The 26,572-nt window shown below is 44.2% G+C and carries 25 protein-coding genes; 1 reads left to right on the top strand and 24 read right to left on the bottom strand.

The genetic code is table 11. The annotated features are described in order from the left end of the window. Positions 1–178 precede the first annotated feature (178 nt). Positions 179–547 (bottom strand): iron chaperone, encoded by a 369-nt coding sequence (locus tag JOC33_RS02180; RefSeq protein ID WP_205090522.1) that lies wholly within the window; start codon positions 545–547, stop codon positions 179–181. 261 nt (positions 548–808) lie between these two features. On the opposite strand from JOC33_RS02180, the gene JOC33_RS02185 reads away from it, so the two are divergent. Then, complete coding sequence (locus tag JOC33_RS02185; RefSeq protein WP_205090524.1) at positions 809–1,675, top strand: STAS domain-containing protein; 867 nt, start codon at positions 809–811, stop codon at positions 1,673–1,675. Between the two features lie 133 nt (positions 1,676–1,808). Here JOC33_RS02185 and JOC33_RS02190 read toward each other — a convergent pair whose 3' ends face one another. The 23 genes from JOC33_RS02190 to fba all read right to left on the bottom strand — a co-directional run bounded on the left by JOC33_RS02190 (position 1,809) and on the right by fba (position 26,534). After that, positions 1,809–3,917 carry an alpha-glucuronidase family glycosyl hydrolase gene (locus tag JOC33_RS02190; RefSeq protein ID WP_205090526.1) on the bottom strand — a complete coding sequence of 703 codons (2,109 nt, stop codon included), beginning with the start codon at positions 3,915–3,917 and terminating at the stop codon, positions 1,809–1,811. Between the two features lie 24 nt (positions 3,918–3,941). Beyond that, the gene (uxuA, locus tag JOC33_RS02195; RefSeq protein ID WP_205090535.1) at positions 3,942–5,057 is read right to left on the bottom strand and encodes a mannonate dehydratase; all 1,116 of its coding nucleotides are present in this window, start codon (positions 5,055–5,057) and stop codon (positions 3,942–3,944) included. Positions 5,058–5,106: 49 nt separating this feature from the next. Then, entirely contained in the window at positions 5,107–5,988 is an 882-nt protein-coding gene (locus tag JOC33_RS02200) for a carbohydrate ABC transporter permease (protein WP_205090536.1), read from the bottom strand. 12 nt (positions 5,989–6,000) lie between these two features. Next, positions 6,001–6,885 (bottom strand): ABC transporter permease, encoded by an 885-nt coding sequence (locus tag JOC33_RS02205; RefSeq protein ID WP_205091513.1) that lies wholly within the window; start codon positions 6,883–6,885, stop codon positions 6,001–6,003. Positions 6,886–7,138: 253 nt separating this feature from the next. Continuing rightward, positions 7,139–8,794, bottom strand: a complete 1,656-nt coding sequence (locus tag JOC33_RS02210) for an extracellular solute-binding protein (protein WP_205090537.1) — start codon at positions 8,792–8,794, stop codon at positions 7,139–7,141. A 334-nt stretch (positions 8,795–9,128) separates the two neighbouring features. Further along, positions 9,129–9,848 carry a GntR family transcriptional regulator gene (locus tag JOC33_RS02215; RefSeq protein WP_205090538.1) on the bottom strand — a complete coding sequence of 240 codons (720 nt, stop codon included), beginning with the start codon at positions 9,846–9,848 and terminating at the stop codon, positions 9,129–9,131. 150 nt (positions 9,849–9,998) lie between these two features. After that, the gene (locus JOC33_RS02220) at positions 9,999–10,709 is read right to left on the bottom strand and encodes a YesL family protein (RefSeq protein WP_205090540.1); all 711 of its coding nucleotides are present in this window, start codon (positions 10,707–10,709) and stop codon (positions 9,999–10,001) included. Positions 10,710–10,741: 32 nt separating this feature from the next. After that, on the bottom strand, positions 10,742–11,587 hold the full coding sequence (locus JOC33_RS02225; protein ID WP_205090542.1) for an SDR family oxidoreductase: 846 nt from the start codon (positions 11,585–11,587) through the stop codon (positions 10,742–10,744). Between the two features lie 32 nt (positions 11,588–11,619). Then, positions 11,620–13,041 (bottom strand): glucuronate isomerase, encoded by a 1,422-nt coding sequence (uxaC, locus tag JOC33_RS02230; protein ID WP_205090544.1) that lies wholly within the window; start codon positions 13,039–13,041, stop codon positions 11,620–11,622. Between the two features lie 45 nt (positions 13,042–13,086). After that, entirely contained in the window at positions 13,087–13,473 is a 387-nt protein-coding gene (locus JOC33_RS02235; protein WP_205090546.1) for a VOC family protein, read from the bottom strand. A 12-nt stretch (positions 13,474–13,485) separates the two neighbouring features. Beyond that, the gene (locus JOC33_RS02240; protein WP_205090547.1) at positions 13,486–14,574 is read right to left on the bottom strand and encodes a Gfo/Idh/MocA family protein; all 1,089 of its coding nucleotides are present in this window, start codon (positions 14,572–14,574) and stop codon (positions 13,486–13,488) included. A gap of 14 nt (positions 14,575–14,588) precedes the next feature. After that, positions 14,589–15,746, bottom strand: coding sequence for a Gfo/Idh/MocA family oxidoreductase (locus tag JOC33_RS02245; RefSeq protein WP_205090548.1), 1,158 nt, complete (start codon positions 15,744–15,746; stop codon positions 14,589–14,591). 216 nt (positions 15,747–15,962) lie between these two features. Continuing rightward, a complete protein-coding gene (locus JOC33_RS02250; RefSeq protein ID WP_205090549.1) occupies positions 15,963–16,946 on the bottom strand; it encodes an aldo/keto reductase in 984 nt (327 codons plus the stop codon). Between the two features lie 17 nt (positions 16,947–16,963). Further along, positions 16,964–18,016, bottom strand: a complete 1,053-nt coding sequence (locus tag JOC33_RS02255; protein WP_205090552.1) for an aldose epimerase family protein — start codon at positions 18,014–18,016, stop codon at positions 16,964–16,966. 231 nt (positions 18,017–18,247) lie between these two features. After that, positions 18,248–18,460: a flagellin gene (locus JOC33_RS20710; protein WP_205090553.1), complete on the bottom strand. Its 213-nt coding sequence runs from the start codon at positions 18,458–18,460 to the stop codon at positions 18,248–18,250. Positions 18,461–18,706: 246 nt separating this feature from the next. Further along, positions 18,707–19,987, bottom strand: coding sequence for a flagellin N-terminal helical domain-containing protein (locus tag JOC33_RS20480; protein WP_205090554.1), 1,281 nt, complete (start codon positions 19,985–19,987; stop codon positions 18,707–18,709). A 79-nt stretch (positions 19,988–20,066) separates the two neighbouring features. Further along, the gene (locus JOC33_RS02270) at positions 20,067–20,237 is read right to left on the bottom strand and encodes a carbon storage regulator (protein WP_205090555.1); all 171 of its coding nucleotides are present in this window, start codon (positions 20,235–20,237) and stop codon (positions 20,067–20,069) included. Between the two features lie 216 nt (positions 20,238–20,453). Continuing rightward, positions 20,454–21,593, bottom strand: a complete 1,140-nt coding sequence (locus JOC33_RS02275; protein ID WP_205090556.1) for a Gfo/Idh/MocA family protein — start codon at positions 21,591–21,593, stop codon at positions 20,454–20,456. After that, positions 21,590–22,780, bottom strand: a complete 1,191-nt coding sequence (gene nagA / locus JOC33_RS02280) for an N-acetylglucosamine-6-phosphate deacetylase (RefSeq protein ID WP_205090562.1) — start codon at positions 22,778–22,780, stop codon at positions 21,590–21,592. Before nagA ends, JOC33_RS02275 begins: the two co-directional genes overlap by 4 nt. 2 nt (positions 22,781–22,782) lie before the next feature. Then, positions 22,783–23,679, bottom strand: a complete 897-nt coding sequence (locus tag JOC33_RS02285) for an ROK family protein (RefSeq protein WP_205090563.1) — start codon at positions 23,677–23,679, stop codon at positions 22,783–22,785. 21 nt (positions 23,680–23,700) lie between these two features. Then, positions 23,701–24,729, bottom strand: a complete 1,029-nt coding sequence (locus tag JOC33_RS02290; RefSeq protein ID WP_205090568.1) for an SIS domain-containing protein — start codon at positions 24,727–24,729, stop codon at positions 23,701–23,703. Between the two features lie 10 nt (positions 24,730–24,739). Next, positions 24,740–25,672, bottom strand: a complete 933-nt coding sequence (locus JOC33_RS02295; protein WP_205090570.1) for a 1-phosphofructokinase family hexose kinase — start codon at positions 25,670–25,672, stop codon at positions 24,740–24,742. Further along, positions 25,635–26,534, bottom strand: coding sequence for a class II fructose-1,6-bisphosphate aldolase (gene fba / locus JOC33_RS02300; RefSeq protein WP_205090572.1), 900 nt, complete (start codon positions 26,532–26,534; stop codon positions 25,635–25,637). Before fba ends, JOC33_RS02295 begins: the two co-directional genes overlap by 38 nt. Between the last annotated feature and the right edge of the window lie 38 nt (positions 26,535–26,572).

A 26,572-nucleotide genomic window follows, 5' to 3' on the forward strand; every position in this document is an offset into this window, starting at 1 on the left:
GCATATGAGCTTTTGTTATGGTATGTGTAATAACTTGTAAAAAAGAGAATAGATTGAAAAACGTCTAGGTTCTGAGATCCTAGACGTTTTTTAATAGTTTATTACGTTAAACTCTCTACAGTCGGATGGACATCCTTCCCATCTATTCGTAGTCCTACTCCTTTTATAAATTTTGCTGCTACCGCCAAAATTTCGTATATTCCGCTTTATCTTCCCTATTAAATTCAATCATTTTCTTAAGCAATTCATAATTTACAGGCTCTTTCCAGAGTATCCGAAACAACCCCTTCGTAGAGCTGTAGCCAGCTTGTTTAATATCGTCGGCAAATTGTGCAATGCCTGCTTCTTCAGGAGACACACTCAAATGGTGTTTAGCTGTGGAAAAGCCGATGATAAATGTGCCGTGATCGGAAAACATTGGCGTATTCCACTTAATTTCTGGTTCCAAATTCGGAAATTCATTAATAACCCACGCCAAAATTTCCTTGGTTCGGTCACGGTGATCTGGGTCATCGATACCTGCTAAGTATGTTTCAAAAACTTCCATGTCGTTCCCTCCTATAGTAATGATCCCTTGTTCCATTAAATCATCGAAAAGTTACTAATATTATACCACTATCCTTTTAAAGAGAGGGGGATCTCAGTGGGGCGAAAAGTTCGGCTGGATCCACATAATTTATAATCGTGCGCCTCATTGGACAAAGATCGCGATTACCTCGAAACAAAGATGCCTTACTTAATATTTTGGTAAACAAACTTTCATGTATGTTAATCTAAATTTACAGAACTTATTTGGAGGAAATACCTTATGTCTAATGAATATAACCTAGCTAATTCTGACTTTCATTCCTTAAGGACAGCCTCACAGAAGATGTTTGAAGTAATCAGTAAGCAGTTAAACGTCAATACAGCGTATGTAACAAAACGAGGGAAAAATGAAATGACCGTGCTCAGTTCCTATAATGAAAAGGAACAAATCATCCCCGAAGGATATTCTGTGGAGTATGGCGGTACATATTGTCGTCTGATCATTTCGAATGAAGAAGACGTGATGACCACTGCTAACCTGACAAAGGATGAAATCACCCGCCAGCTCGAAGTTACCGACCTGTTAAATGTGAAAGGTTTTCTTGGAGTGACCTTAAAAAACATGAAAGGCGAAGTTTTCGGAACCTTGTGTGTCATGGATAAAGAAGAAAAAGATTTCTCTGACGAAGATATCGAATATTTGAAATCGATGGCAGAGGTCATTTCCTATTTGATAGAGCTTGACCAGACGAAATTCAACATGGCATATATGAATGTGCCGATCGTACCAATCACAAAAGGTGTTTCTATCCTCACCATTCAAGGTATTATTGATGATTTCCGTGCTGAAAAAATCATGAGAGTGGTTCTGGATTATGCAGCGAGCAATGAAATTGACCACTTCATCATCGACCTTACCGGACTGGTCATTGTCGAAGGGATGTTCCCAAGAGTATTGATCGATATCGTGAACGCCCTTGAAGTTATGGGAAGCAAGACAATTATGACCGGGATCTCCCCTCAAGTTGCCCAACACGAATATTTCGATCTCCAGCAATTACGTGAAAAAACAAAAACTGTCGCAAACCTCGAATCTGCGCTGGAATACATCGGGTTCCAGCTTATCGAACGAGAAACAACACAATAAACTGTATAACTGCATAATTGGTAATATCTGTTTCTCGCGGGGTGCTAAAGAAAGCACCCCGCGAGAAACATTTTTTACCAGTACTAAACAGAGCAGCAGTGGAATATTCCTCTGCTGCTCTTTTGCTTAGGATTTAATATATCGTCCGTGCCAGGGTGTCGTCGATTCCTGATTTACGGTAAAAATACGTATTAATGATGTCGCGCCAGTCTTTGGCGTTTTCTTTTTGAATGTCGAGACGTGCCGCAACATCCTCATACCTTTTCTCATCTATTTTTCCTTTCAAACTTTCCCACTGTTCAATCAGCCCATTTACTCTCTCTACTCCTTCAAAATGAGTATTATAAATATGCTGAATGACTGTCTCGCCCGATTTTAATTGGTGCGTATAGGGCACATGGTGAAAAAATAAGAGCAGTTCATCGGGGCATTTCTCCAATGATTCGTAAATTTCGGCATTTCCCGGGAAATATTGCGCAGTATATCCTGTACCTGAGGCGACTGTTCGATCGACACCGATTCCATGGCAGTCAGCAAAATGGTACGTCCCCCAGACGGAATACTCATAACCATCCACGTTCGGGCCATAATGGTGACTTGGGTTGACCATCCAGCCGACACCAAGTGGTGCAGTATAGCTTTCATAAATGCTCCATGAATCTAGCAGCATTTTGCTGATGGTTTCCACGACCTCCGAATCAGTTCCGAATGTCAGTTTGATCCATTCTTCAGAAATGCTTTCGGCTGTCAGCTTCGGGTTCCAAATTAAGCGGCCGTAGCCATAAAAGTTCGCCTGCGCCAGTGGATGTCCCGTCCAGTTCATGTCTCTCCCAATGTTAGACACAGCAGTTATGCCACTGTAACGGTTACCAAACACCTCACCGCTGACCACTTTTTTAACCGTCGATCCTTCCCCACGGGCATAAGTATCAAAATCAAGGATTTCCTTCCACTGGGGAATCAAATAACAGAGGTGCTTTTGCTGCCCGGTGTACTCCTGGGTAACCTGGAACTCGAGCACATGATTAGTGGCTTCCAACCCGCCGAACAACGGTGAAACCGGCTCCCGAACCTGGAAATCCATCGGTCCGTTCTTGATTTGCAGGACGACATTTTCCAAAAACTCCCCATCCAGAGGTTTAAAATGATCATACGCTGCTTTTGCCCTGTCCGTGGATCGGTCACGCCAATCCTGAAGGCAATTGTAGACAAAGCAGCGCCAGAACACGATTCCGTCAAACGGCTGGAGTGCTTCAGCGAGCATGTTCGCTCCATCTGCATGGTTTCGATTGTACGTGAACGGCCCAGGTCGATGCTCCGAATCAGCCTTAACGACATATCCTCCAAAGTCAGGGATATAATCGTAGATTTCTTTCGTTTTTTCGCGCCACCACTCTCGGACTTTTTCATTGAGAGGGTCTGCAGTATCAAGATTTCCAAGCTGTATCGGGCTGGCATAATTGATGCTAAGGAAGGTTTTTATGCCGTAGGCCCTAAAGATATCGGCAACTTGTTTCACGTCCGGCAAAAGCTTTTTCGTTATCAGTTCCGTTTCTACCGCATGGACATTCACGTTATTGATAGCAATGGCATTGATTCCGATTGACGACAACAGGCGTGCATAATCCTTGATTCGTCCAAGGTTATTCGTAAACTCATTTCCTTCATAAAAGATTGATCTTCCAGCGTAGCCGCGTTCAATACTGCCATCCATGTTATCCCATTCGTTGATCATACGCAGCTGGTTTGCAGGATTTTCTATAACGTCCAGTTTGTCGATCGGAGCTTCCATCTGCATCAGCCGAAGCAGGTGGAAGGTTCCGTACAAGACGCCTTTGTCTGATTTTCCAATCACTAAAATCTGTGACGTATCGCCTGCCGATACGGTCTTGAGACGGAAGCCGTCGTCGTTAAGTTGTACTGCTGTATCGCCTAGCTCATAACCGGCCGCTTCTATTTCCTCGAATGCACCGAGCACAACTGCTCCTGAAGTATCCACCGTGTTATTTATTTCTGGAATTACATCAAGCATTGCTTGAAATGCGCGCTTCAGTTCATCCATTGCTGATTTAATTACCTGCGTATTGCCCAGCGATATGATTTGTCCACAGAACTTCCGGTATGTTTCTTCCGTATCACCACCCGATATGGGCCGATACCCAAGCCAGGCTTCGTAACTTGTTTTATAGATCGGGTCAAAATCAAAATCTTTCACGTTATTACGCTTGTCTAAAACATTCATTGTATTCCTCCTAAACCTCTCCTGCTATTTCATCCGCCGACGGTCGAAGTTTTGTCCAGCAGTTTCAGCTGGGGCAGTTTTTTCCAGACTGTCGAGAATCCCCAATAAATACATGATACCGAGCGCCCGGTCATACAGCCCGTAACCCGGCCTGGCACGCTCTCCCCAAATCATCCGGCCGTGATCAGGACGTATGTATCCTGTAAACCCTGTCTCTTTAAGAGCCCGCATGACTTCAACTAAGTCCTGGGAGCCTTCTCTGCTCCGATGGGAAGTTTCATAAAAGTCACCATTTTCCAAGATGGCGATATTCCTGATATGGACGAATGGAACCCTGTCCATTTTCGAAAAATGACGAATGATCGCCGGCAGATCGTTTACCCGATTGGCACCGAGGGAGCCTGTACACAAAGTCAGTCCATTGTACGGACTGTCGACCATAGCGGCGATACGCTCCAGATCTTCCTTGTTTTTGACGATACGAGGCAAACCGAAGACGGACCAAGGTGGATCGTCAGGATGAATGGCCATTCGTACGTCGAATTCCTCCGCGACCGGAATGACTTTTTCTAAAAAATAGTGCAGATTAGTTCGTAAATCATCTTCGGTAATACCTTGATATAATTCAAATAAGTGCTTGATTTGCTGGAGGCGCTGCGGTTCCCACCCTGGCAGGGAAAATCCATTGGAATTCCCCTCCATATTTTCCAGAAGGGCCATCGGTTCAATATTCTCTATTCTCTCTCGTTCGTACGATAATACCGTTGACCCGTCAGGGAGTTCTTTTGCCAGTTCGGAACGTGTCCAGTCAAAAATCGGCATGAAATTGTAACAGATGACCTTAACCCCAGCTTTAGCCAAGTTGCGGATGGTCTGCTGGTAGTTCTCGATGTATTTATCGCGACTGGGAAGCCCAAGCTTGATGTCTTCATGGATATTGACGCTTTCAATCACTTCTAATCCGAGCCCTTTCCCCGTTACCTCCCGTTTCAAGGCGCTGATCCGCTCATACGGCCACACCTCGCCAACCGGAATATCGGCCAGTGCTGAAACAACACCTTCGACGCCCGGAATCTGTCTTATCTGGTCCAGCGTGACACTGTCATCGTCACTGCCAAACCAACGAAATATCATTTTCATATCCAGGTTAGCTCCTTCAGTTTCAAATTATAAGTCACAAGTATTCGGTTTATTCCTTTTCCGCTCCAAGCACAATCCCTTTGACAAAATAGCGCTGAATGAACGGATAGACGATCAGCATTGGCACCGCTGCAATGAAAATCTGCGCTGCCTGAACGGTACGCTGGGACAGGTTACGTAAAATCTCTGCATTCAAAGCCATTTTACTGAAATCCTGCTGGACGATTACTGTCTGCAGGAACGTAGATAATGGATAATTGCGGGCATCTGTCATATAGATCAGCCCGTCAAACCACGAATTCCAGTGGAAAACCATCGTAAACAGGGAAATGGTCGCAATCGCCGGCACTGAAATCGGCAAATAGATCCGCAGGAAAATCTGGAAATGATTCGCCCCATCGATGAACGCCGCTTCTTCCAGTGACTTCGGAACCGAGGTTCGGAAAAAATTAAGCAATAGTATCAAATTGAACGCGTTGATCGCTGTCGGAAGTACGAGTGCCCACATCGTATCCGTCAAATTAAGCTGGGTAACGATGATATAAGTAGGTACCAGCCCGCCATTGAATAACATGGTAAAAACGAAAAACCAGGTATAGATTTTCCTGCCCTTGAATTCGCTATCTGATTTTGACAGTGAATAGGCAGCACATAGTAATAGTGACATGGAAACGGCAGTACCGAGTATGACCCGGACCACCGAGATCATTAATGATCTGATGAAGTTTTCATTCCCGACCGTTTTTTCGTAGGCATCCAGAGTGAAGTCAACCGGGAAGAAGGTAACGGCGTTCGCTGCAGCTGCCGCACTCCCACTTAACGACACGGCCAGAATGTGAACAAGCGGAAGCAGGCAAAGAACCGCGGCTAACAACAGGAAGGTATAATTGAAAATCGTAAAAATCTTATACGCTTTTGTATTGTGTCGCATGCATTTTTCCTCCTAAAAGATTCGGTAATCCGCATATTTGTAAGCCAGTCTGTATCCTAGAACAACAAGCACGAAGCTGATAAGGGATTTGAACAAGCCTACTGCAGTACCATAACTGAAATCTCCGTTAATCAAGCCGACACGATAAACATATGTATCGATGATGTCACCTGTTTCGTATACGAGTGGATTGTACAGGTTGAAAATTTGGTCAAAGCCGGCATTCAGGATATTTCCTAAAGAAAGAGTTGCAACGACGATAATGATCGGCAGCATGGATGGAATAGTGACGAACAGCGTCTGCTTCCAGCGGTTCGCTCCGTCCATGATAGCTGCTTCATATAAAGTCGGATTGACTGCCGTTACTGCTGCCAGGAAAACAATTGTATTGAAACCCGTTTCTTTCCAGATATCACTGATGATTACCGTTGGACGGAACCACGTGTTGTCCCCGAGGAAAAAGATCGGATCGATACCAATCAGCCCGATCACCTGATTGACAAGTCCGCCATCTGGAGAAAGCATATCCATCAAAATACCGCCAAGGATAACCCAGGACAGGAAGTGAGGCAGATAAATAATCGTCTGCACGGTCCGCTTAAACGTCATTTTATAAACTTCATTCAGCAATAAAGCAAACACGAGCGGGACCAGTACTTGAAAAATGATTTTCAAAACTGAAATGACCAATGTATTCCAGATGACCTGTCTGGCATCATCATAAGCGAACATCGTCCGGAAGTGATCCAGGCCAACCCAAGGTGAATTGAAAAAACCAAGCCACGGTTTATAATCCTGGAATGCCATTACCAGGCCGCCCATCGGGGCATATTGGAAAATGAGTGCCACAACGACTGCTGGAAACACCAATGCATGCAGCTGCCAGTTTCGCTTCATGTTCCACTTCTGACGCTTTTTCTTAGGCTTTGGCTGCTTATCTGGTTTTTGCGAAACAGCCTTATTAGGGTTTTTGTCAGCTTTTTCAACAAGGTAAGGTGATTTGTCTTCATCTCCCTGTGGTAGAGGTTTTTCAAGCCCCATGATTTCTAACCTCCTATGAATGGAAATAAGAACTGAATGGTGCGAACAATTTTGGTTATACGATTGTCCGCACCGTCAGTCCTTGCAAAACTATTCAGTAGAATCGTCCTTATTTGCCCTGGACGGAATCGTACCAGGCATTCACTTCTTCCGTGATTTTGTCACCGCCGGAAGACTTCCATTTTTCGACGAATTCATCAAATGCATCCACTGGCAGGTTGCCGTAGATGATATCCGCGTAATACTCCTGCTCCATTTTTTCCAGAAGCTCTCCACGTTCCTGCATGGTTTTGGTCGGTGGACCAGTCCATTTATTTTCGATGCGAATCTCATTCTGCTGATTGACGATCGCACCAGCTTCCAAGTACTCTTCCGTACCTCCAACGAACCTCGCTTCATAAGGATTTTTCGCATCCCTTCCGGTTGCATGGAGATCTTCTAAAAGATCATACAGCATGTACGGAATGGTCGGTACATCGGTCGGAAGGAAATATTTACCCGGATTAATGTACGGTTCACCAGTGACTTTCTCAATCGTTTCCTGGTCATAGACAGGTTTTCCATCCTGCATTACGTAGTCATAACCCTCGAACATACCTTTTTCAAAGTATTTGGAATCACCAAGTGTGTAGCCGTAGATAGCATCCCAGTATTCAAAAAACTTGTCCATGTGTTCAAAATCTTTACTGAATAGGAACTGTCCAGTAGTCAGACCTTCCCCTTTACGGCCGATCTGGCCGTCTTCACTTCCAGGAAGCGGATATGGCTGCACGTTTGCACCTTCGATATTCTTTTCAGCGTCATTGATCGGCCAGCCGTCAGCCCATGGTGGAGCGGCGATAATCCCGGATTTTCCTGCAACGAAGTCTTCGATTGCCGCCTGTTCATCCAAAATTCCGATTTCTTTATCCAAATAACCTTTTTCATACCATTCATTCAGCCTTGCCAGTGCATCTTTTGCATTTGGCTGAATAGAGCCATAAACAAGCTCTCCTTTTTCATTTTCACTCCATAGTTTTGGTAGGTAATCCCCTTCCGCTCCGAAAATGAAGCTTCCATCGGCGAGCCATGTAGCAAGACCGTTTTTCGAAGCCAGTGTGATTCCCATGGTGTCATCTTTTCCATTGCCATCAGGATCCTGTGTGGAGAAGACTTCCATGACATGCTCCAGTTCTTTGATTGTTTTTGGGGCCTCCAGATTGAACTTGTCCAGCCAGTCCTGGCGGATCCAAAGCAGGGAGTCAGAACCATTACCACCTGAGAAACGTGGAATACCATAGCGTTTGCCATCCACTGTCGCTTGATAGAAAGCTTCAGGGAACTTTTTGAAAATTTTCTTCAGGCGTGGAGATGCATGTTTTTCAATCGCTTCGTCCACCTGCATTACTTTACCTGACTCGATCAGGTCAGCAATCAGCTGTCCATCTGATACGAGAAATACATCAGGAAGATCTTTTCCAGCAGACATGGACAGGCGGATTTTCGTATTGTACTGCTCGTCACTTGGCACCGTCCATAACGTATTGAAATTGATGCCCAGGTCTTCCTCCGCCCAGCGAGTGACAACGTTATTGTTCACGTCTTCGCCTTTCTTGAACTTTGTATCATCCTTCATTGTCCGGACTGTCGTAATTTCCACAACACCATCCTTGCTTTCCCCGTCATCCTGGGATTCAGCGTCAGACGGCTTTTCCATCATACAACCCGTCATCATACCCAGCGATAAAATCGCAATCATCAACAAAAACAGGTAATTTTTTCGCATCCTTCTCCTCCTTAAAGATGTGTAAATTCCATAATGATGTGTAGCAGACTAGCCATGAAACCCTTAAGCACTGTTACGTGTCTTGGTTCAGGTGATAAACAAACAAAGAAATGAAAACTATCGATCTTTTGATTAAGTATAGGGATGTTCCTTATGATAGCGTTTACAATAAACCTTTTAAAAAAGTACTTCTCCCGGGGATTTTATGGCATCTCCTCACTCCCTCCATGTTTGATTTATTAGAAAAACTTGGCTTGTCGCCAAGTCCTTATGGCGAAAGCCTTCGTTTTACTTAAACTTTAATCCTTTAACAAAGTTAAACTTTGGTAAAAACTCACTTGAAATAATCTGGATATGCTTTTTCAAGTTCGCCTTTTTCAATAGCCACCAGTTGCAAATGCTCCGCCATTGCTGCCTCTGCCCCATCTGCATCCTTCTGCAAAATCAAATCCTGAATGTTTCGATGCTGGGACACAACGACATTCCAATTCAGGTTGGAGCCAATCCGCAGTACGCGTAACCGGATAAAATGATTGTTCATCTGCTGGATCGTATTCCAAATTCTGAGCTTGTTACATCCGGCAAATAAAATCCGGTGAAACTCTTCATCGAGCTCAAGCAGCGTCGCGTAATTTTCCTTTTTCAGGCACATCTCCTGCATCGTTACGTTTGTTTCCAGCTGGAACAATTCTTCTTCATCGAGCACCTCACATGCCTGTCTGACGATTGCCCGCTCTATATTCTCCCGAAGGAACCTGGCTTCTTCCACATGGTCAAGGTCAATCAACGAAACGAAGGTCCCCCTCTGCGGGAAAATCTCCAGCAGTTCCTCCTGGGAAAGTCTGAGAAAAGCCTCCCGGATTGGGGTTCGGCTGACTGTAAGCACCTCGGACATTTCCTTCTCGGAAATCTTCCTTCCCGGTCTCAAATCTAGTTTAAGTATCTTTTCTTTCAATAGTTTATAAGTATAATCTCTGGTAGATTCCTTGCTCTTTTGTTCGTAAACGGCCAAATTATTCACCTCTGTTTTTGCTGCCAAGTAGTATATTAGCATACTAGTATGGTAGTTATGATGCTATTATAATACGAAGGCAGTCACAATTCAACACAATTTTCAAAAAATTAAGAAAAAGATCCCCTGGAGAAACATATATTGCCACCCTATTGCCGCCCCAGGAGAACCAGTTATTAGGAGACCCCCCATTTATTGGCTGGGAAGGAGTTGTTTTTTTGTCTGATCGCCTTTTTCTTTTGCTCCTGCTGGCTGGGCATCTTCCTTCACCTGTGTCGCCAATTTTTTCTGTTTCGCTAAAATTAACCGGAAGCTCCTCATGGAACCATTCATAAACAGATAACCAAGCAGCGAGATGCCGAAAAAAGGGATCAATCCTTGGAATCTTATCATCACAAAGTAGAGGACAAGAGCACCTGCGCCCATGCTCGCGGTGACAAGGGGATTCGCAACTCCGATTACGAAGGCGTGCTTAAAGTATTGGAAAAATTTAAGCTCAAAATGGACATAAACAGGCAAAACGTACATGACTGTGATAAGGTAAATCACCGTAACTATCATCAACATCACCATGCTGCCGAAATAAGCGACCCCTTCCAGCCCGGCGACATATTTATAATCAACAAACAGCACCAATCCAGCCACGCCGATTACAAACCCAAGCTTGTTCGCCCGCAGGTATTCTTTTCGGAAAGTAGCGGCAAATGTCGAAAATATCGATGCATCTGTATCTTTCAGCCGCCATTTCCGAATCACTGTAAACAAAGCTACGGAAGCAGGTGCAACACCAAAAACGATTAATCCTAGTAATGAAAACAACAGCCACAATACGTTCACGTAAGCCAGTTTCGTAATCCAATCCGCAATTTGATAAATTTTCCCCATTGTGCCATCCGGTTTCATAGGAATGCCCCTTTCTTTGCTGTAGTCCCTGGTTAAACGCCTGAGTAGGACATGAAGCCGCCATCGACCGGCACACTGATGCCCGTCACAAATCCACTCGCCTCCTCATCGACAAGCCAAAGCAACGTACCGAGCAAATCTTCCGGCTTTCCGAGCCGTCTCATCGGCGTGTGGGCAATAATTTTCTTCGTTCGGTCCGTGTAAGACCCATCTTCATTGGTAAGCAGCCGCTCATTCTGTTGTGTCAAAAAGAAGCCGGGAGCGATTGCGTTGACGCGAATGCCGCGTTCAGCCATATGGACAGCGACCCACTGGGTCAGATTTTCGATTCCTGCTTTTGCCGCACTGTATGCCGGCACCTTGGTCATCGGGCTTGGTGCGCTCATGGAGGAAATGTTAATGATAGTGCCGCCGTCCTCCACCATATATTTGGAGAACACTTGCGATGGCAAAAGCGTTCCGATGATATTCAAATTGAAGACAAATTCAAAGCCTTCTTTCGTCAGGTCAAAAAAGGTCGTGATTTCTTCATTGGCAAGATCAGAAAGCTCTAGCTTTTCCTTAGTGGTCGAGCCTTTCGGGTGGTTGCCGCCTGCACCGTTGATCAGCACGTCACAGCGGCCATATGTATCCATTACCTTTGTTGCTGCATTTTTGACACTGTCAAGGTCGACTACATCGCATTGGAGCGCAAGTGCAGCGCCACCTTCTTCTTTGATATCAGCCACTACTTTTTCCGCTTTTTCAAACGTCCGGTTCAAAATGGCGACCTTCATGCCTTGCCTGCCTAACTCCCTGGCCATACAGCCGCACAGAACACCCCCGCCGCCTGTAACGACGGCGACTTTCCCGGTTAAATTTTCATTTTTAGGTAGCATTTCATTTCTCCTTTCAAGCTTGATCAAATTGCTTACTTAACAGATGCTGCATGCTTTAATCCGAAAAAATCTCTCGCATTATAGTAGCTGATATCCTGGACCATTTTCCCGAGCAGTTCATCGTCCCAGGGTACCTCCCCATCAACCACCCATGTGCCGATCAGATTGCAGAGGATTCTGCGAAAATATTCGTGCCTGGTAAACGACAGGAAACTGCGTGAATCGGTCAGCATTCCGACAAAGCTGCTTAGGACTCCTATGTTCGCAAGGTCTGTCATCTGGCGGACCATGCCGTCTTTGTGATCGTTAAACCACCAGCCGGAACCCATTTGCACTTTCCCTTTTACCTCTCCGCCTTGAAAGTTACCAGCGGCAGTCGCGACGATATAATTGTGCGTCGGGTTGAGTGAATAAAGCACCGTTTTCGGCAGACTGTCCGTCTTATCCAAAGAATCAAGAAACTGATTCAGCGGCTTGGCCAATTCAAAATCATTAATCGAATCAAAACCCGTATTAGGCCCCAGCTTATCGAACATTCGGGAGTTCGCGCTTCGAATTGGCCCGATATGAAGCTGCATCACCCAGTCATTCTCATGGTATAACTCACCGAGATACCGCAGTGTGAACGTTTTATACTTGTCCTCTTCTTTTGCAGTAAGCGGCTTTCCATTCAGTGCTTTTGCAAAAATATCCGCAGCTTCTTCTTCAGAACAATCTTCATAAGGGAGATAATTCAACCCGTGGTCCGAAATCCTGCAGCCTGCTTCATGGAAAAACGCTACTCGCTTTTTTATCCCCTTTAAAAATTCCCGGTAATCTTCAATGCGGTTTCCCGTCTGCTGGGAAAGCTTATGGATATATTCCAAAAAGTTCGGTGCACTGATTTCAAGCAATGGATCCGGCCGGAAAGACGGCAGTACACTCGTTGCCAGGTCGGCCTGCTTTCTGATTGTGGTATGATACGCCAGCTCATCAAGCGGGTCATCCGTGGTTCCGATCATTTCGACATTCGACCTTGCGATGATTTGCTGTACAGGAAAATCCTCCTGCTGCAGTAAGTCATTGCAGCGATGCCAGATGTCGTCTGCTGTTCGTTCATTTAAAAGCTCATCAATTCCGAAATACCGCTTCAACTCCAGATGCGACCAGTGATACAAAGGGTTTCCGATCAAACGTGGAACCGCATTGGCCCACGCCTGAAATTTTTCATAATCGGTCGCATCTCCGGTGATATAGCGTTCATCAATGCCCATATAACGCATAGCCCGCCACTTGTAATGATCCCCATGCAGCCAGATTTCTGCAAGATTGCTGAACTTTTTATTCTCAGCGATTTCCTGCGGGCTCAAATGACAGTGATAATCGATAATCGGCATATCCTTGGCGTACTCATGATAAAGAACCTTCGCCGGTTCATTCTGAAGTAAAAAATCATCATGTATGAAAGCTGACACTATATTCCCTCCTTGCTTTCCTTATCCTGATCGAAGCTCAAATGGTCACTTCTGTGGCACATGAAACTCAATCAGGTGGTTATCGGGGTCCTGGCAGAATATTTGTGCAAAACCGCTTCTGCTGTTCGGCTTTTCGTCCACTTTGATGCCGCGATTCTTCAAATGCTCCAATGTCTGATCATAACTTTTTACACGGATGGCAAAATGGCTCTCCTTCGATTCAAGCTGGTCAGATTTCCTGATGGTTTCCGAATGCGGGTAAACGATCAGATGAAGCTGCTGCTTATCTCCAATCTGATACCAGGCTCCTGGGAAGTCAAAGTCCGGTCGGTCGATTTCCTGAAAGCCCAGTACCTCCCCGTAAAATTCTTTCGATTTCTCCAGATCTGTTACCGACAAACTGACATGATGCAAGTAATCTATTTCTATCAAGCTAGCCCTCCTCTACTTTTGAAAAAGAGATTCCACTGTAATCGCTTTTTCCTGAACCTCGACCGCAAGCTCTGCCGCCTTGAAGGCGTGCTCCTGGGTCATGGCATTCTCCGTGCCATGCAGGCAATCAAGAATGAACGCCCCAAAAAAAGGAAATCCGACTTTACCGGATAAATCAAAATGCTTTTCCCCGTCCTGATTGACGAGGTACAGATGGTTCCCTGTGTCACTCTTTGCGATATCGATATATTTTCTTACCTCGATATAGCCTTCCGTCCCGTAGATGACGACACGGCCGTCACCCCAGGTTCCAAGACCATCCGGGGTCAGCCAGTCGACACGGAAATAAAAGGTCGCTCCATTATCGGCAATAAGTGTCGCATCTCCAAAATCCTGAAAATCAGGATGGTCCGGGAAAGTGTAATTGGCAACTTTGCTGTGAAGTACCTTCGCATCCTTTGCCCCCGTATAATGAAGAAACTGTTCAATCTGATGACTGCCGATATCACACAGTATCCCGCCAAATCGCTCCGGATCAAAGAACCATTCCGGCCTGCTTCCCGCATTCGCCCGGTGCGGTCCTGTACCAGTGACCTGGACAACCTTGCCAATCGCCCCTTCTTCGATCAGCTGACCTGCGAATACCGCACTTTCTACGTGCAGACGCTCACTATAGTAAACGCCCCACTTCAGCCCGGTCTCCTGGGTCTTTTTTCTCGCCAGTTCCACATCCTCCCGACGTGTAAAAGCCGGCTTATCGGCGAAATAATGCTTGCCATGGTCAAGGGCACGCATGCCGACACCCGCCCGGTCTGATGGAATACTCGCACAGGCGACCAGCTGGATGGACGTATCTTGCAATATTTCTTCTTCCGATGATGCTGCCTCCACCTGTGGAAAGGCTTCCCGGAACTGTTCAACTTTTTTCGGGTCAGGATCATAGACATACGCTAGCTCAGCGCCTGCTTCCATCAGCCCGTTACACATCCCAAAAATATGACCGTGATCAAGTCCGATTGCCGCAAATTTGAACGCACCTGGATTGACGACTTTGTTCACTTCCCCTTTAGGGGCATAATTCATTCCATCATTTCTGCTCACTATGCGATCGCCTCCTAATAATTTCCACCAGTAGTGATTTCATTGTCAGAGAAATTCTCTACGGCTTTCTTCTTTTCAAAAAAGTATGTAGCATTTTTCAAGACGCCGTCCCGCTGGTAAAAAGGACTTTCCTTCGTAAGCGGCAGCTTCACCGTGCTGCCTGTGCTGGCCGCCTGGTAAATGGCCATGATCAGCTCAAGCGTTTTTCTTCCATCTATTCCATTGATCAGGACATCTGTCCCTCCTTCGATGGCAGTCAGAAAGTCGTTGATCTGGCCGGTGTGACCTTCATGGTGCAGCTTCGGAAAGTCGCTGAATTCCTGTTCCAGTTCTTTTTCCAATTCAGCATTACCATTCTCGGTCGGAAAACCATTTTCCCGCGCCACCTCTGCCTTCACTTTCCAGGGAACCGACACCTTCGCCTTTTCTCCTTGAAAAGCAAGCTGCTGCTCCTCGCCATGATGGATGACCGAACTTGTCACCTGGGCAAGCGCCCCGTTTGCATATTTTAAAAGCGCAACGGAGATATCCTCCACTTCCGCATTGTCATGTAGCATGTTGCTGCTCATCGCACCGACTTCCACAGGCATATCCATCATCCATTGGAGCATGTCAATATGGTGAACCGCATGATTCAGCGTACAGCCGCCGCCTTCTTTTTCATATGTTCCGCGCCACCATAAGTCATAGTAGCTGTTGCCACGCCACCAGAACGAATCCACCTGCACATGGGCGATTCTTCCGATCAACTCCTTATCCAGGACATTTTTCAAACTCATGATCGGCGTTCGGAAGCGATTCTGGGCAACGACTGATAATATCTTCCCGCTCTCCTTCTGCGCCTCAATCATTTCATCACATTCCTTCAGGGACGATGCCATCGGTTTCTCAACAAGCACATGCTTCCCGGCCCGCAAAAAATCGACTGTGATATCCTTATGGGTGTAAGGCGGTGTACAAATCGACACAGCATCAATAGTTGGATCATCCAGGAGTGACTTGTAATCGCTTACTATTTTCGCTTTAAGCTGGTTCGTCTGGGCAAGATCCATCGCCTTTTCCGGATAAATATCCGCTAGCGCTACCAGCTTACACTTATCATCCAATTCCAGCATACTCTTTACATGTGTCCGGGCAATCGAGCCCGTCCCGATCAGGGCAATATTAATCACAGACTTCTTCCTTCCTTTTTATATAATTTTCATGTGAAACACTTCTTCTGACATTCTAGTATGGTAGTTAAAACTAGTATATACCTAATATTTTATATTTTCAAAAAATTTTATAGAAAAATTGAGGCGTCCGGTAATAAAATAGGACGCCTGCAGGGCCATTTATATTTTGCAGAAAACCAATCTATTTATCGATTAAGTCCAATAAGCCTTATTTTAATAAGGTCCGCGAATATTTTCGTGGACTTTCTCTTTATAAAAGTCTCTCAATCTATGATGTTCTTCCTTACTAAAGGCTGGAACTTCGAGCGCCTGGAGATTATCTTCCACTTGTTCGGCGTTTTTGAACCCTGGAATCACCGTTGACACAGCCTCATGATCAAGAATCCATCTCAAGGCAGCACGGGTCATGCTTCCGCGATTTTCGGCAATCCATTCCAGTTCCCTGCTTAGACCGACACCTTTGGAGAACTCAATTCCGGCAAACGTTTCACCGACGTTGAACTGTTCACCATTACGGTTGAAGTTACGATGATCGTCATTTTCAAATTCTGTATTTTCATTAAATTTACCGGTAAGAAGTCCACTCGCAAGCGGAACTCTCGCAATGATTCCGACTCCTCTTCTCTTTGCTTCAGGGAACAATCGCTCGGTCAATTTCTGCCGGAACACATTAAAAATGACCTGCAAAGTATCCACTTTCGTGTTTTCCAGGCAATACAAACCTTCTTCCTCCGTTTCTACGCTTACACCGTAGTAACGGATTTTCCCTTCCTGCTTCAATTTTTCCAGCACTTCAAAGACGCTGCCTTCTTTTAAAACCTCAAGCGGCGGGCAGTGAATCTGATACAGATCGAGCACGTCACGGTCCAGTCTCTTCAATGTATTTTCCAGATAATTACGGACAGCTTTTTCCGAGTAGTTATCCAAATCGTGGATATCCCCAGCTCGGCAGAACTTGGAAGCGATGTGAATCTCATTCTCTATGCCTTTCGTTGCCTGGGCGAGCAATTCCTCGCTATGCCCATCCCCATAGACATCTGCCGTATCGAAAAAATTAACCCCGGCTTCTATGGCGTGTTCGAGTCCTGCAAGAGAAGCGTCATCGTTCGTTTTCCCCCACGCACCGCCAATCGCCCATGTTCCAAAGCTTAGTTCGCTGATACGTAAATCCGTGTTTCCTAATTGTCTATAATTCACGTTCTATCCCTTCCTTTCTAGTTATAATTTACTCCAAAGCGAAAAGTGGTTTGGCTCTTATATTCCTCTCCTTTTTTTAAAACAATCGACGGGAAATCCGAATGATGGATGGCGTCAGGCGGGTACTGGGTTTCGAGGCAAATACCCAGATAATTCTCGGCATCGACTCCCCTGATTTGAAAATCACCTTCCAGCATATTACTCGTATAGACAACAACGCTCGGCTGATCGGTTTCCATGGTAAGCTTCCGCCCGCTAATAGAATCTGTAAGCTCGATTCCTCCAGTCAGTAAAAAAGGATGGTCGTAACCATTTCCAGCTAGCTTATTTTGCGGATCAGCCGATTTGACGCCTGCTTCTATTTTCTGACCATTCCGGAAATCAAACGCGGTACCTGTGACATCCACACGTTTTCCAGTAGGAAGCAGTTCCTCATCCAGCTCCAGGAATTCATTGCTCGCGATCTTCAATTCGTGCTGCAATATATCCCTTTTCACATCGCCGCTTAAATTAAAATAAGAATGATTCGTCAGATTAAGTAAGGTATCCTGATCGGTGGTCCCGGCATAGATGATATTCAGCTCATTGTCGTTATTCAGGCTATAGGTGACCGATACATCGACATGACCCGGGTACCCTTCCTCGCCATCACGGCTCCTATAAGAAAATTTCACTCCCACCTCGTCTGCTGTTTCAAAAGGTTCCCCTTCCCAGACAACATTCCAGAATCCGTTTGGACCGCCATGGAGATGATTCTCCCCATCGTTTTTCGGCAAATCATATTCCTTTCCGTTCAACTCAAAACTCGCACCACGGATCCTTCCGGCTACTCTCCCAACCACACTGCCAAAATACGGCGAGTGCTCGAGATAATCCTGGAAATCGTCAAAGCCAAGAACAATATTTTCTGAAACACCGTCTACATCAGGGGCCATGATTTTTGTAATCACGCAGCCATAATCGAGGCAGGTCACTTCGATCCCTTTTTTATTTCCGAATGTGTAGGCATGGACATCTCTATCATCCATCTTTCCAAAAAACTGTTTCGTCACATGCGTCGTTGATTTCATTATCATTCAATCCTCCAAGGTGTATTTTAAGCGAGTGATGTTCCAATCGTGTAAGGGTTTTCAATATTTGGTATGAAACTAGAGTCATTAAAATAAATTATAGCAATATTCACTTAATTTATCTAGTAAACAAACAAACTTAACTATTGGTTTTCTACACCCGAGTCTGTACCTGACCTAAAAAGTTTACAATTAGAAAAGGACCCCGGAAATGAGGTCCTTTTGAGTGTATTAACGTAGAAGTTGTAGTACGCCTTGTGGCTGTTGGTTTGCTTGCGCGAGCATAGCTTGTGCTGCTTGTGCAAGAATGGAATTCTTTGTTTGGTTCATCATTTCTTTCGCCATCGTGCGAACATTTACTTTCATAAATGACCAGACTATATCTTCACCCTCCAGCTTGCTGGTAGGGGTCGGGCACTTCGGGTTAACAATGTTGAACCTCATTGTATCACCTACGGATTTCATCATCATGAGCTATGCTTTTAGATGGTATATCCTAGTCGTTGAACCTTCTCCACTCTTTCGAGACAGGAGCTTGGCTGCTGATTGCCCAATCTTTTCTTTTGTCAGCCATCACGCTTGTCGTTTCCAACTACGTTGTGGCAAGAAAAAGCTCTTAGGGGTTTCCAGCAATTCACCCGATTATAATCGCTGACCGTTACCAGTCAGGACGACTGTGCTTCTTGCTGCTTAGGCAGCTGAAGCATAATCTACGTCACGGATACGAGATTCCGCAGCAGTTAAGTTTTCCGAAGATGTTCCAAGGTTGTTGATAGTGTGATCTAAACGGTTTTGGTAAGCACCAAGTTTAGAACGTTCAGACGAAACAGTCTCAATTGCATTGTTAATTTTTGTAATTGCTGAATCTGCCCCTTCTTGGGTTGTAACATCTATTTGAGATATTCCTAGATTTTCTGCATCCATTGCATTAATAGCTAAGCTAAGGTTTTGCCCTTCATTTGCGCCTATTTGGAAAGTTAAAGAGTCAGACACTGTAATATCAACATCTTTATCCACTGCTGTTACTTCGAATGATATGCCATTATCTAATTTAACATTATTACCATCTAAACTGAAGCCGATATTAGCACTAGATGCATCTTGAATATCTCCAGCTACTAAATCAACATCAGTACCAGTACCACTTAACCCACTAGCAACATCGGTTGTTGAAGTTAATGCGTTAGTCGTACTTTCTGTTACTGTTACTGTTTGGTCAGAGCCAACCTCTGTACTTTCTACAATAAATTTGTCGTTATCACTATCATATTTAGCAGTAACTCCTGCTACACTATTAGAAATACGATCTGCAACATCAGATAGTTTTTCCCCTGCTTCAATAGTAACTACTGTTTTCGATCCATTTACATCAATTTCCAATGTACCATTACCAGAAACTGTATCTGTACCTGTAGTTGTAGCTATTTCTACTTTTGCTTTTTCAGCTAGTGCAACTGAACCCGTTGCTAAATTTATATTATAAGTACCAGCTGCAGTATTAGAAGAAGTTTGAAGACTGCTAATCTGGTCTCCATTATCAACCTTTGCACCTATTGCACCAGTTAATAATTTCTTTGTATTAAATTCAGTGTTATTGGCTATTCTGTCAACTTCATCTGTTAATTGATCAATTTCCTTTTGAATTTCACTACGATCACTTGCTGTATTTGTATCATTAGCTGACTGTACAGACAGTTCACGCATACGCTGAAGAATAGAATGTGTCTCATTCAATGCACCTTCAGCTGTCTGGATAAGTGAAATACCATCCTGTGCGTTCTTAGCTGCCATATCAAGACCGCGAATCTGACCACGCATTTTTTCAGAGATTGCCAGCCCCGCTGCGTCATCCCCAGCTTTGTTAATACGAAGACCGGAAGACAACTTCTCCATTGAGTTACCCATTGCATTGTTTGCCTGCCCCAATTGACGATACGTGTTAAGAGCAGCGATGTTGTGATTAATTCTCATTTCTTATTACCTCCATGTGTTTGTTGATACGAGGCACGTCCATTTGCCTCGCTCTATAATAACTCTGGTTTCAGAGTCACTACCTTAGTTCACCTCGGATAATCTTGTACTCTTTGGGGGCGTTGACCCGCAGGCGCAGATAATTATCCATGCTTGCATCTGCTTTGACTACTTCAATTTCAATTTCTTTACCGTCTTGGTCGACGATGTATAGCTTTTCGCCTGGTTTTCTTCCTAACGTCAGCGCCATGGCTTATCATCCTCCCTGATGATTACATTCCTTATATCGGACTTGCTTGATAGATTGTTAATATTAATTTGATTTATTTTTTAGAGTTACATTAGAAGAACTTGGCTTGTCGCCATGTCCTTATGGCGAAAGCCTTAGTTTTACTTATACTTTAATCCTTTAACAAAGTATTAAGAAAGGCAAAGCCTCTATTTAAAGAAGCTTTGCCTCATGAATTTATTCAAAGTTAATTTTTTCAAACCGGCCATTTTGTACTGAGTCTCTTGCTTTCATACACATCAACCCGCTCAGCAAACCATCTTCCAATGGAGATTTTGATACAGCTTTTCCTCCTTTCATTACCTCAATGAAGTTTTGCACCAAAGCCGAATCTCCTCCAAAGTGAGTCTTACCTTCTGTGTCGATTTCATGGGTTTCTACTATATCTGTGTGGTGCTGGTAGATACTTAGTTTGTTTTTATAGAAATCAAATTCCATTGTTCCTTTATGTCCCATTAACCTTGCCCCTCGTACTCCAGCTTTCTTTCGGACAAAAAAGTTCTGGGAATAGGACACATGCATGCCGGTTTCATATTGGATCAGGGCGCTTGCTGAGTCATGGTTTCCTGTATCTTCTGCAAAACAGCAATACTCACCTTGGGGAACTTCCCCTTTTTTCCTTTTTAATACGGCGCTTTCCAGGCATGTATCCTGCTCACTGCAATCCACGCACTTCAGGCTGGCTGGTTTATCACCTGTAAAAATCTGCTTAGATTCCATTGCTGAAATCCTAGTAGGCTTAAGGTCTAATAAATAATTGATATAGTCAAAGTCATGGGTTGCTTTTTGCAAAAATAAACCGCCTGTCTGTTCTTCATTCCGATACCAGTTCTGAAAATACACCGTCCCATATGTCACATTGTTGGTAGCCTGTACGTGTTCGATTGTTCCTAGTTTTCCTTCTTCAATAAGTGCTTTGGCATGCTTCAAGATAGGAGTGAACCTTAACGGGAATGAAACGACAACCTGGGGTTTATATTTTTCGTTGGCTTTTTTCAACTGTAATAGTTGCTGATGATTGATAGCAACGGGCTTTTCTAAAAAAATCGGTATATTGCTTGGAAATACTTTCATAGCCATTTCGGTATGTAAATCGCATCTCGTTCCAATGATGATGCCGTCTAATTTTTGATCCTCCAGCATCTCCTCAGGAGTTTTATAAAAGGAAATATTCTCAGCTTCATCGCCTAATTTTTCTTTGACAGCTTCTTGATTAATTTCAGTAATAGCAGTAATTTCGCAGGATGGATCGCATTGTTGTAATTCTTTTATGACGTGACTCGCCCTGAGTCCGTAGCCTATTACGCCTATATTCATTGCACCATCCCCTTACCCAAACTTTCCGTTGCCTGAAGTTCCCCTCTGCACATAGATAGGACAACATCTCCGGCATCATTAATAACAATAATGTCAGCATCTTTTCCAGGATGGATCGATCCTTTTCGATGGTACACACCAATTTTCTTCGCAGGATTGACAGCGGTGATTTTTGTCAGAACGGAAACATCATGATCGATCCAATTGGCAAAATTTCTCCTTGCTTCATGCATGTGTAATGTACTGCCTGCAAGAGATCCCTCTTCATTTAATGCTTTCCCGCTCCTGACAAAAACCTCCTGACCACCCAACTGATATACTCCATCCACCAGGTTTTTCGCACGCATCGCATCGGTGATTAGGATAAATTTATCAGATCCTTTCAGGTTGTATGCTAACTTAATCATCTCAGGGGCCACGTGTATTTTGTCAAAAATAACTTCAACACTCGTATCTGGTGACAACAAGGCTGCTCCTGCCGCACCTGGTTCCCTATGGTGAAGGCCAGACATCCCATTAAATAAATGCGTGGCATGGGAAACTCCTTGAAAAGTTGCTTCAGTCAACATTTCATAGTTGCCATTGGTGTGTCCCATGGAAACAGTAATACCTTTATTATTCAAGTATTTAATCAAAGTAAAGTCCTTATCTTTTTCAGGGGCAAGTGTTACTAATTTAATAGATTCACCCGAGAGTTCCTGCCACCGTTGAAATTTTTCCACATCTGGCACCTTGATATGTTCAGCACGCTGTGCTCCCCGCTTTTCCTTATTGATAAATGGGCCTTCCAGATGAAACCCTAACAGCTCAGCCCCACTATTATTACTGGAACGAATGTGATGTGCTGCGTTTACCAAAGCACGATCGATCAGACTCTCGGAGCTAGTCATGGTAGTTGCTAAAAAGGAAGTGGTTCCTTCCGAAGGTAATACCTTACACATTTCAAGCAAGGCTTCCGATGTACCATCCATCACATCATGGCCGCTTGCTCCATGAATATGGATGTCAATCATTCCAGGGACAACCCATCCGAGCCCGCGGCAGTCAATGGTCCGGATATTCTCTTTCGTAATTGTACGATTAGCTGAAACCTCCATGATTTTCCCGTTCGAAATATAGATGGAGCCTCCCCGGATTTCCTCTTCCCCGGTATAAATATCAGCATTTTCTAAAATAACATCTTCCATGGCTATCCTTCCTTTAATACTGGCGTTTTGGATGAAGCTTTCATGGCTGCGCCAAAAAGAGCTGAGCTATCTCCTAATTTGCTTTTTTCAAGTTTGTTAATCCAAGCCTCCTGGATTGGATGCTTACATAATTTCTCGTATTGCAATTGGATAAGTTTATAAAAAGCTGGCTGGTTGCTGATTACTCCTCCACCAATCACAATTTTATGTGGATCAAGGGTAGCAGTAACCATAAATAAACCCAAGGCAATGTGATAGGCTTTCTTCTCGAAAAATCGCGTTAATTCTTTCTTACCTTCCTGCCAAAGCTTCATTCCTTCTCGAAGTGAAGCGATGCCATATTGCGCCTTAAGCTCCTTTTCCATGGCTGAGCCGGAAGCACAGGCTTCTAATGTTCTTCCATTTACAGGGTAGAAGCCTATCTCCCCTGCCATCCCTTCCCCTCTCAACGGTTTCCCTTCAAAGATAATGCTAGCCGATAAGCCTGTACTGACCGTCACGTATATCAACATTTCTTTTTCCAACACCCTGGCTCCCCATTCCCCTAGAGCAGCTGCCACTACATCATGCTCCATCGTAATACTGCTTCCAGGGAAGCTTTCGATCAACCGCTGCTTTAACGGGAAATTCCGCCACGGCAGATTGTTCTGATATACGGCTATGCCATTTTCTATATCTACTTTCCCTGGTACAGTCACTCCAAGGTTTGAGATGTTGCCAGATTCCAATCCTGCCGTTTGAATAGCAGTCTGCATACTTCCCAACAATGATAGATACATATTTTCAGAGGAAGAGGCATCGCTCTTTTTTGTTATTTGTGATAACCACTCCTGGTTTTCATTCATTACACCTGCAGCTATCTTCGTACCGCCAATGTCTACTGCCAATGAATAATTCACACTTAGATCCCCGTTTCTAAATTAAATTTTCAATTTCACAACCTGAGTCAGGTTTCTCGGTTCATCGGGATTCAGACCTAACGCCTTTGCTTTGTAAAAAGCCAAGAGCTGAAGATAAGGCATATAAAGGGCAGCAGCTTCATCAGATGGAGCATCTCCAGGAATAAGCAGTTCCGTATCTCCGTTAACTTGAGACTCTTTCCCTTTAAGTACGACCACTTTCGCACCTTTGTTTTTAATATCGGTTACCAGGCTGCTGTCGTAGGCTTCTGAAGTTTCAGACGTAAGCAACACGACTACGGTGGAAGAATCCACTATGGATATTGGGCCATGACGGAATTCCAGATTAGAATAGCTTTCACATTCGGTCTGTGTCATTTCTTTTATTTTCAAAGTAGCTTCTTTGGCTATTCCGTTGAAGACACTCGCACCCAGATATATGAACCTTTTATAATTTGTATCGTTCGCTAATGCTTTCAGAGATTCCTCTTTCTTCATCAATGAAGATGATAAATCCGGAATTTTACTTAATTCCTTTTTCTTAATTTCCTTTCCGCCAACATGCGCCGCATATAACTGGAGGGCATACAGCATACTGGAAAAGGACTGGGTCATCACTACACTTTTTTCATTAATATGATCCAGTAGAATTACCTCATCCGAAAGTTCTCCTGAATCACTGGATTGATTACAGGTAATAGCCAGCGTATCAATATAATCAATGTCTTTCACATATTCCAAAGCCTTTACTGCCTCCGATGTCGTTCCAGAACGAGATATGACAATGAGCTGGTAAGAGTAATGCTCTGAAAAAACACTGCCGAAATCCATGAATATCTCAGAGGATGGTACAGCAATAGCCGTTTTTCCAGTAGTTTTCTGAAAGTACTTTGCTGCAGAATGAGCTAAATAAAAAGAAGTGCCGCAACCGGTAAACACAAATACATCATAATTTCTTTTTCCATCGTACTTTTTCTTATCCATCACCTCATACGTCAATTTCAATGCGTGATCCTGCTCCGTAATTTCTTTCCATGTATATGTCTCCATATTCTCACCTCTACCCAATTTTTTTGACACTGATTTTCTGTTGTAAATCCAAGTAATCTTGCCGGTTTACCCGCCCTGCCTTGGTCTGTAATGCATTAGCAATTCCGGCAGCCATACCGTTCAGAAGAGCCAGCTCGATATCATCACTGTCTTGCAGAACTCCTCCAATCCCGGCAAAAGTGGCATCTCCACTGCCGACACTATTAACTGACTTAATTTCAGGAATTATTGCTTGGTAAATTCCTGTATCACCTACAGCAATTGCCCCTTCCTTTCCTAACGTAACGAATACATATTTGACTCCTTTTTGATGGATAAGCTTTGCTTCAGCTATGACATCTTCCAGATTGTCTAATTTCCTTCCGCAAAAATCTTCAAGCTCTTTCTTATTTGGTTTGATTATTTCAGGCTCGATTTCCAGACACTTTTTCAGCGGTTCCCCGCTGGTATCAACACCACAAAAGATACCTTTAGCCTGAAGTTCTTCCACTAGAGTTTTATAAGAGTCAGCCGGCAATCCTGATGGCAGACTTCCTGAGAAAAGGACCAAACTACTTTCATTTGCTATTTCTTTTAAATGACTGATAAATCTTTTCCATTCCTTCTCCGAAACAGCTGGCCCATTTTCTAAAATCTCTGTCTCGACTTTTCCGCTTTCATCGATAATGTTCAGGCATGTACGTGAGTTTTGGCTTATTTCAGACCATTGCTGATTTACAGGGAACTCTTTCAACCTTTCAATGATCAGCCTGCCATCTGACCCGCCAATCAGACCAGTGACTGTCACATCATTCCCTAAGGTGGACAAAACTTTCGCAACGTTGACACCCTTCCCGCCAGCTTCTGTGGCAGCCTTTTTTACTCGGTTTGCCGTTCCAACTGTCAGGTTATCAAGCCAGTATGTTTTATCGATTGCTGCGTTCAAGGTAACGGTTGTGATCAAGACCGCTTCCCCCTTTATTTGCCGATCCAAGTAATGAAATTTTTTGCGCTACCACTTTAGATACTTCATCCATTGCAGGAACAAAGTATTTTCTAGGATCACTTACATCAGGATCCTCGCTTAGAACCTTTCTTAAAGCCTCCACAAATACCACTTTCAATTCGGTTGAAAAATTCACTTTAGCAACTCCGTATTTCAATGCTTCCATAACACTGACATCGGGCACGCCTGATGCACCATGCATGACAATAGGTACATCAACCATTTTATTAATCTGTTCTAACAAATCAAAACGCAGCTTCGGTTCCTTCTTGTACAACCCGTGAGCAGTACCGAATGCTGGAGCAAAAAAATCGATGTCCGTCTCCTCGACAAATGTTTTAGCATCAGAAGGCTGGGTGAACATGGCATACTCCTCACTAACCTCCAGGTCATCTTCCACTCCGCCGATTGTACCGAGTTCAGCTTCCACCGGGACACCCATCGGCTTGGCGGCAGCTACCACGCGTTTGACCAGCTCGATATTTTCCTCAAAAGGGAGGTGAGAGCCATCAATCATGATGGAGGTATATCCTGCGCGCAGACATTTCATTGCCGTTTCGAAAGAGTCCCCATGATCTAAATGAAGCGCAATTGGTATTTTTGCTTTTTCAGCGGTTGCTTTTATCATCTGGACTGCCCGATCGATTCCAAGATACTTCACGGTCCCAGGAGTCGTTTGCAAAATGATAGGGGCAGCTAATTTCTCTGCCTGTCGGACTACTGCTTCCAATATTTCCAAATTATGTACCGCAAAAGCACCTATTCCATAATTGTTTCGATAAGCATCTGTCATAATTTCCTTACTTGTCACAAAAGCCATGTTAGTTTTCATCCTTTCCCTATATCCCGTTATCCGGT

This window comes from Thalassobacillus pellis (assembly GCF_016908295.1).
Classification (GTDB): domain Bacteria; phylum Bacillota; class Bacilli; order Bacillales; family Halobacillaceae; genus Thalassobacillus; species Thalassobacillus pellis.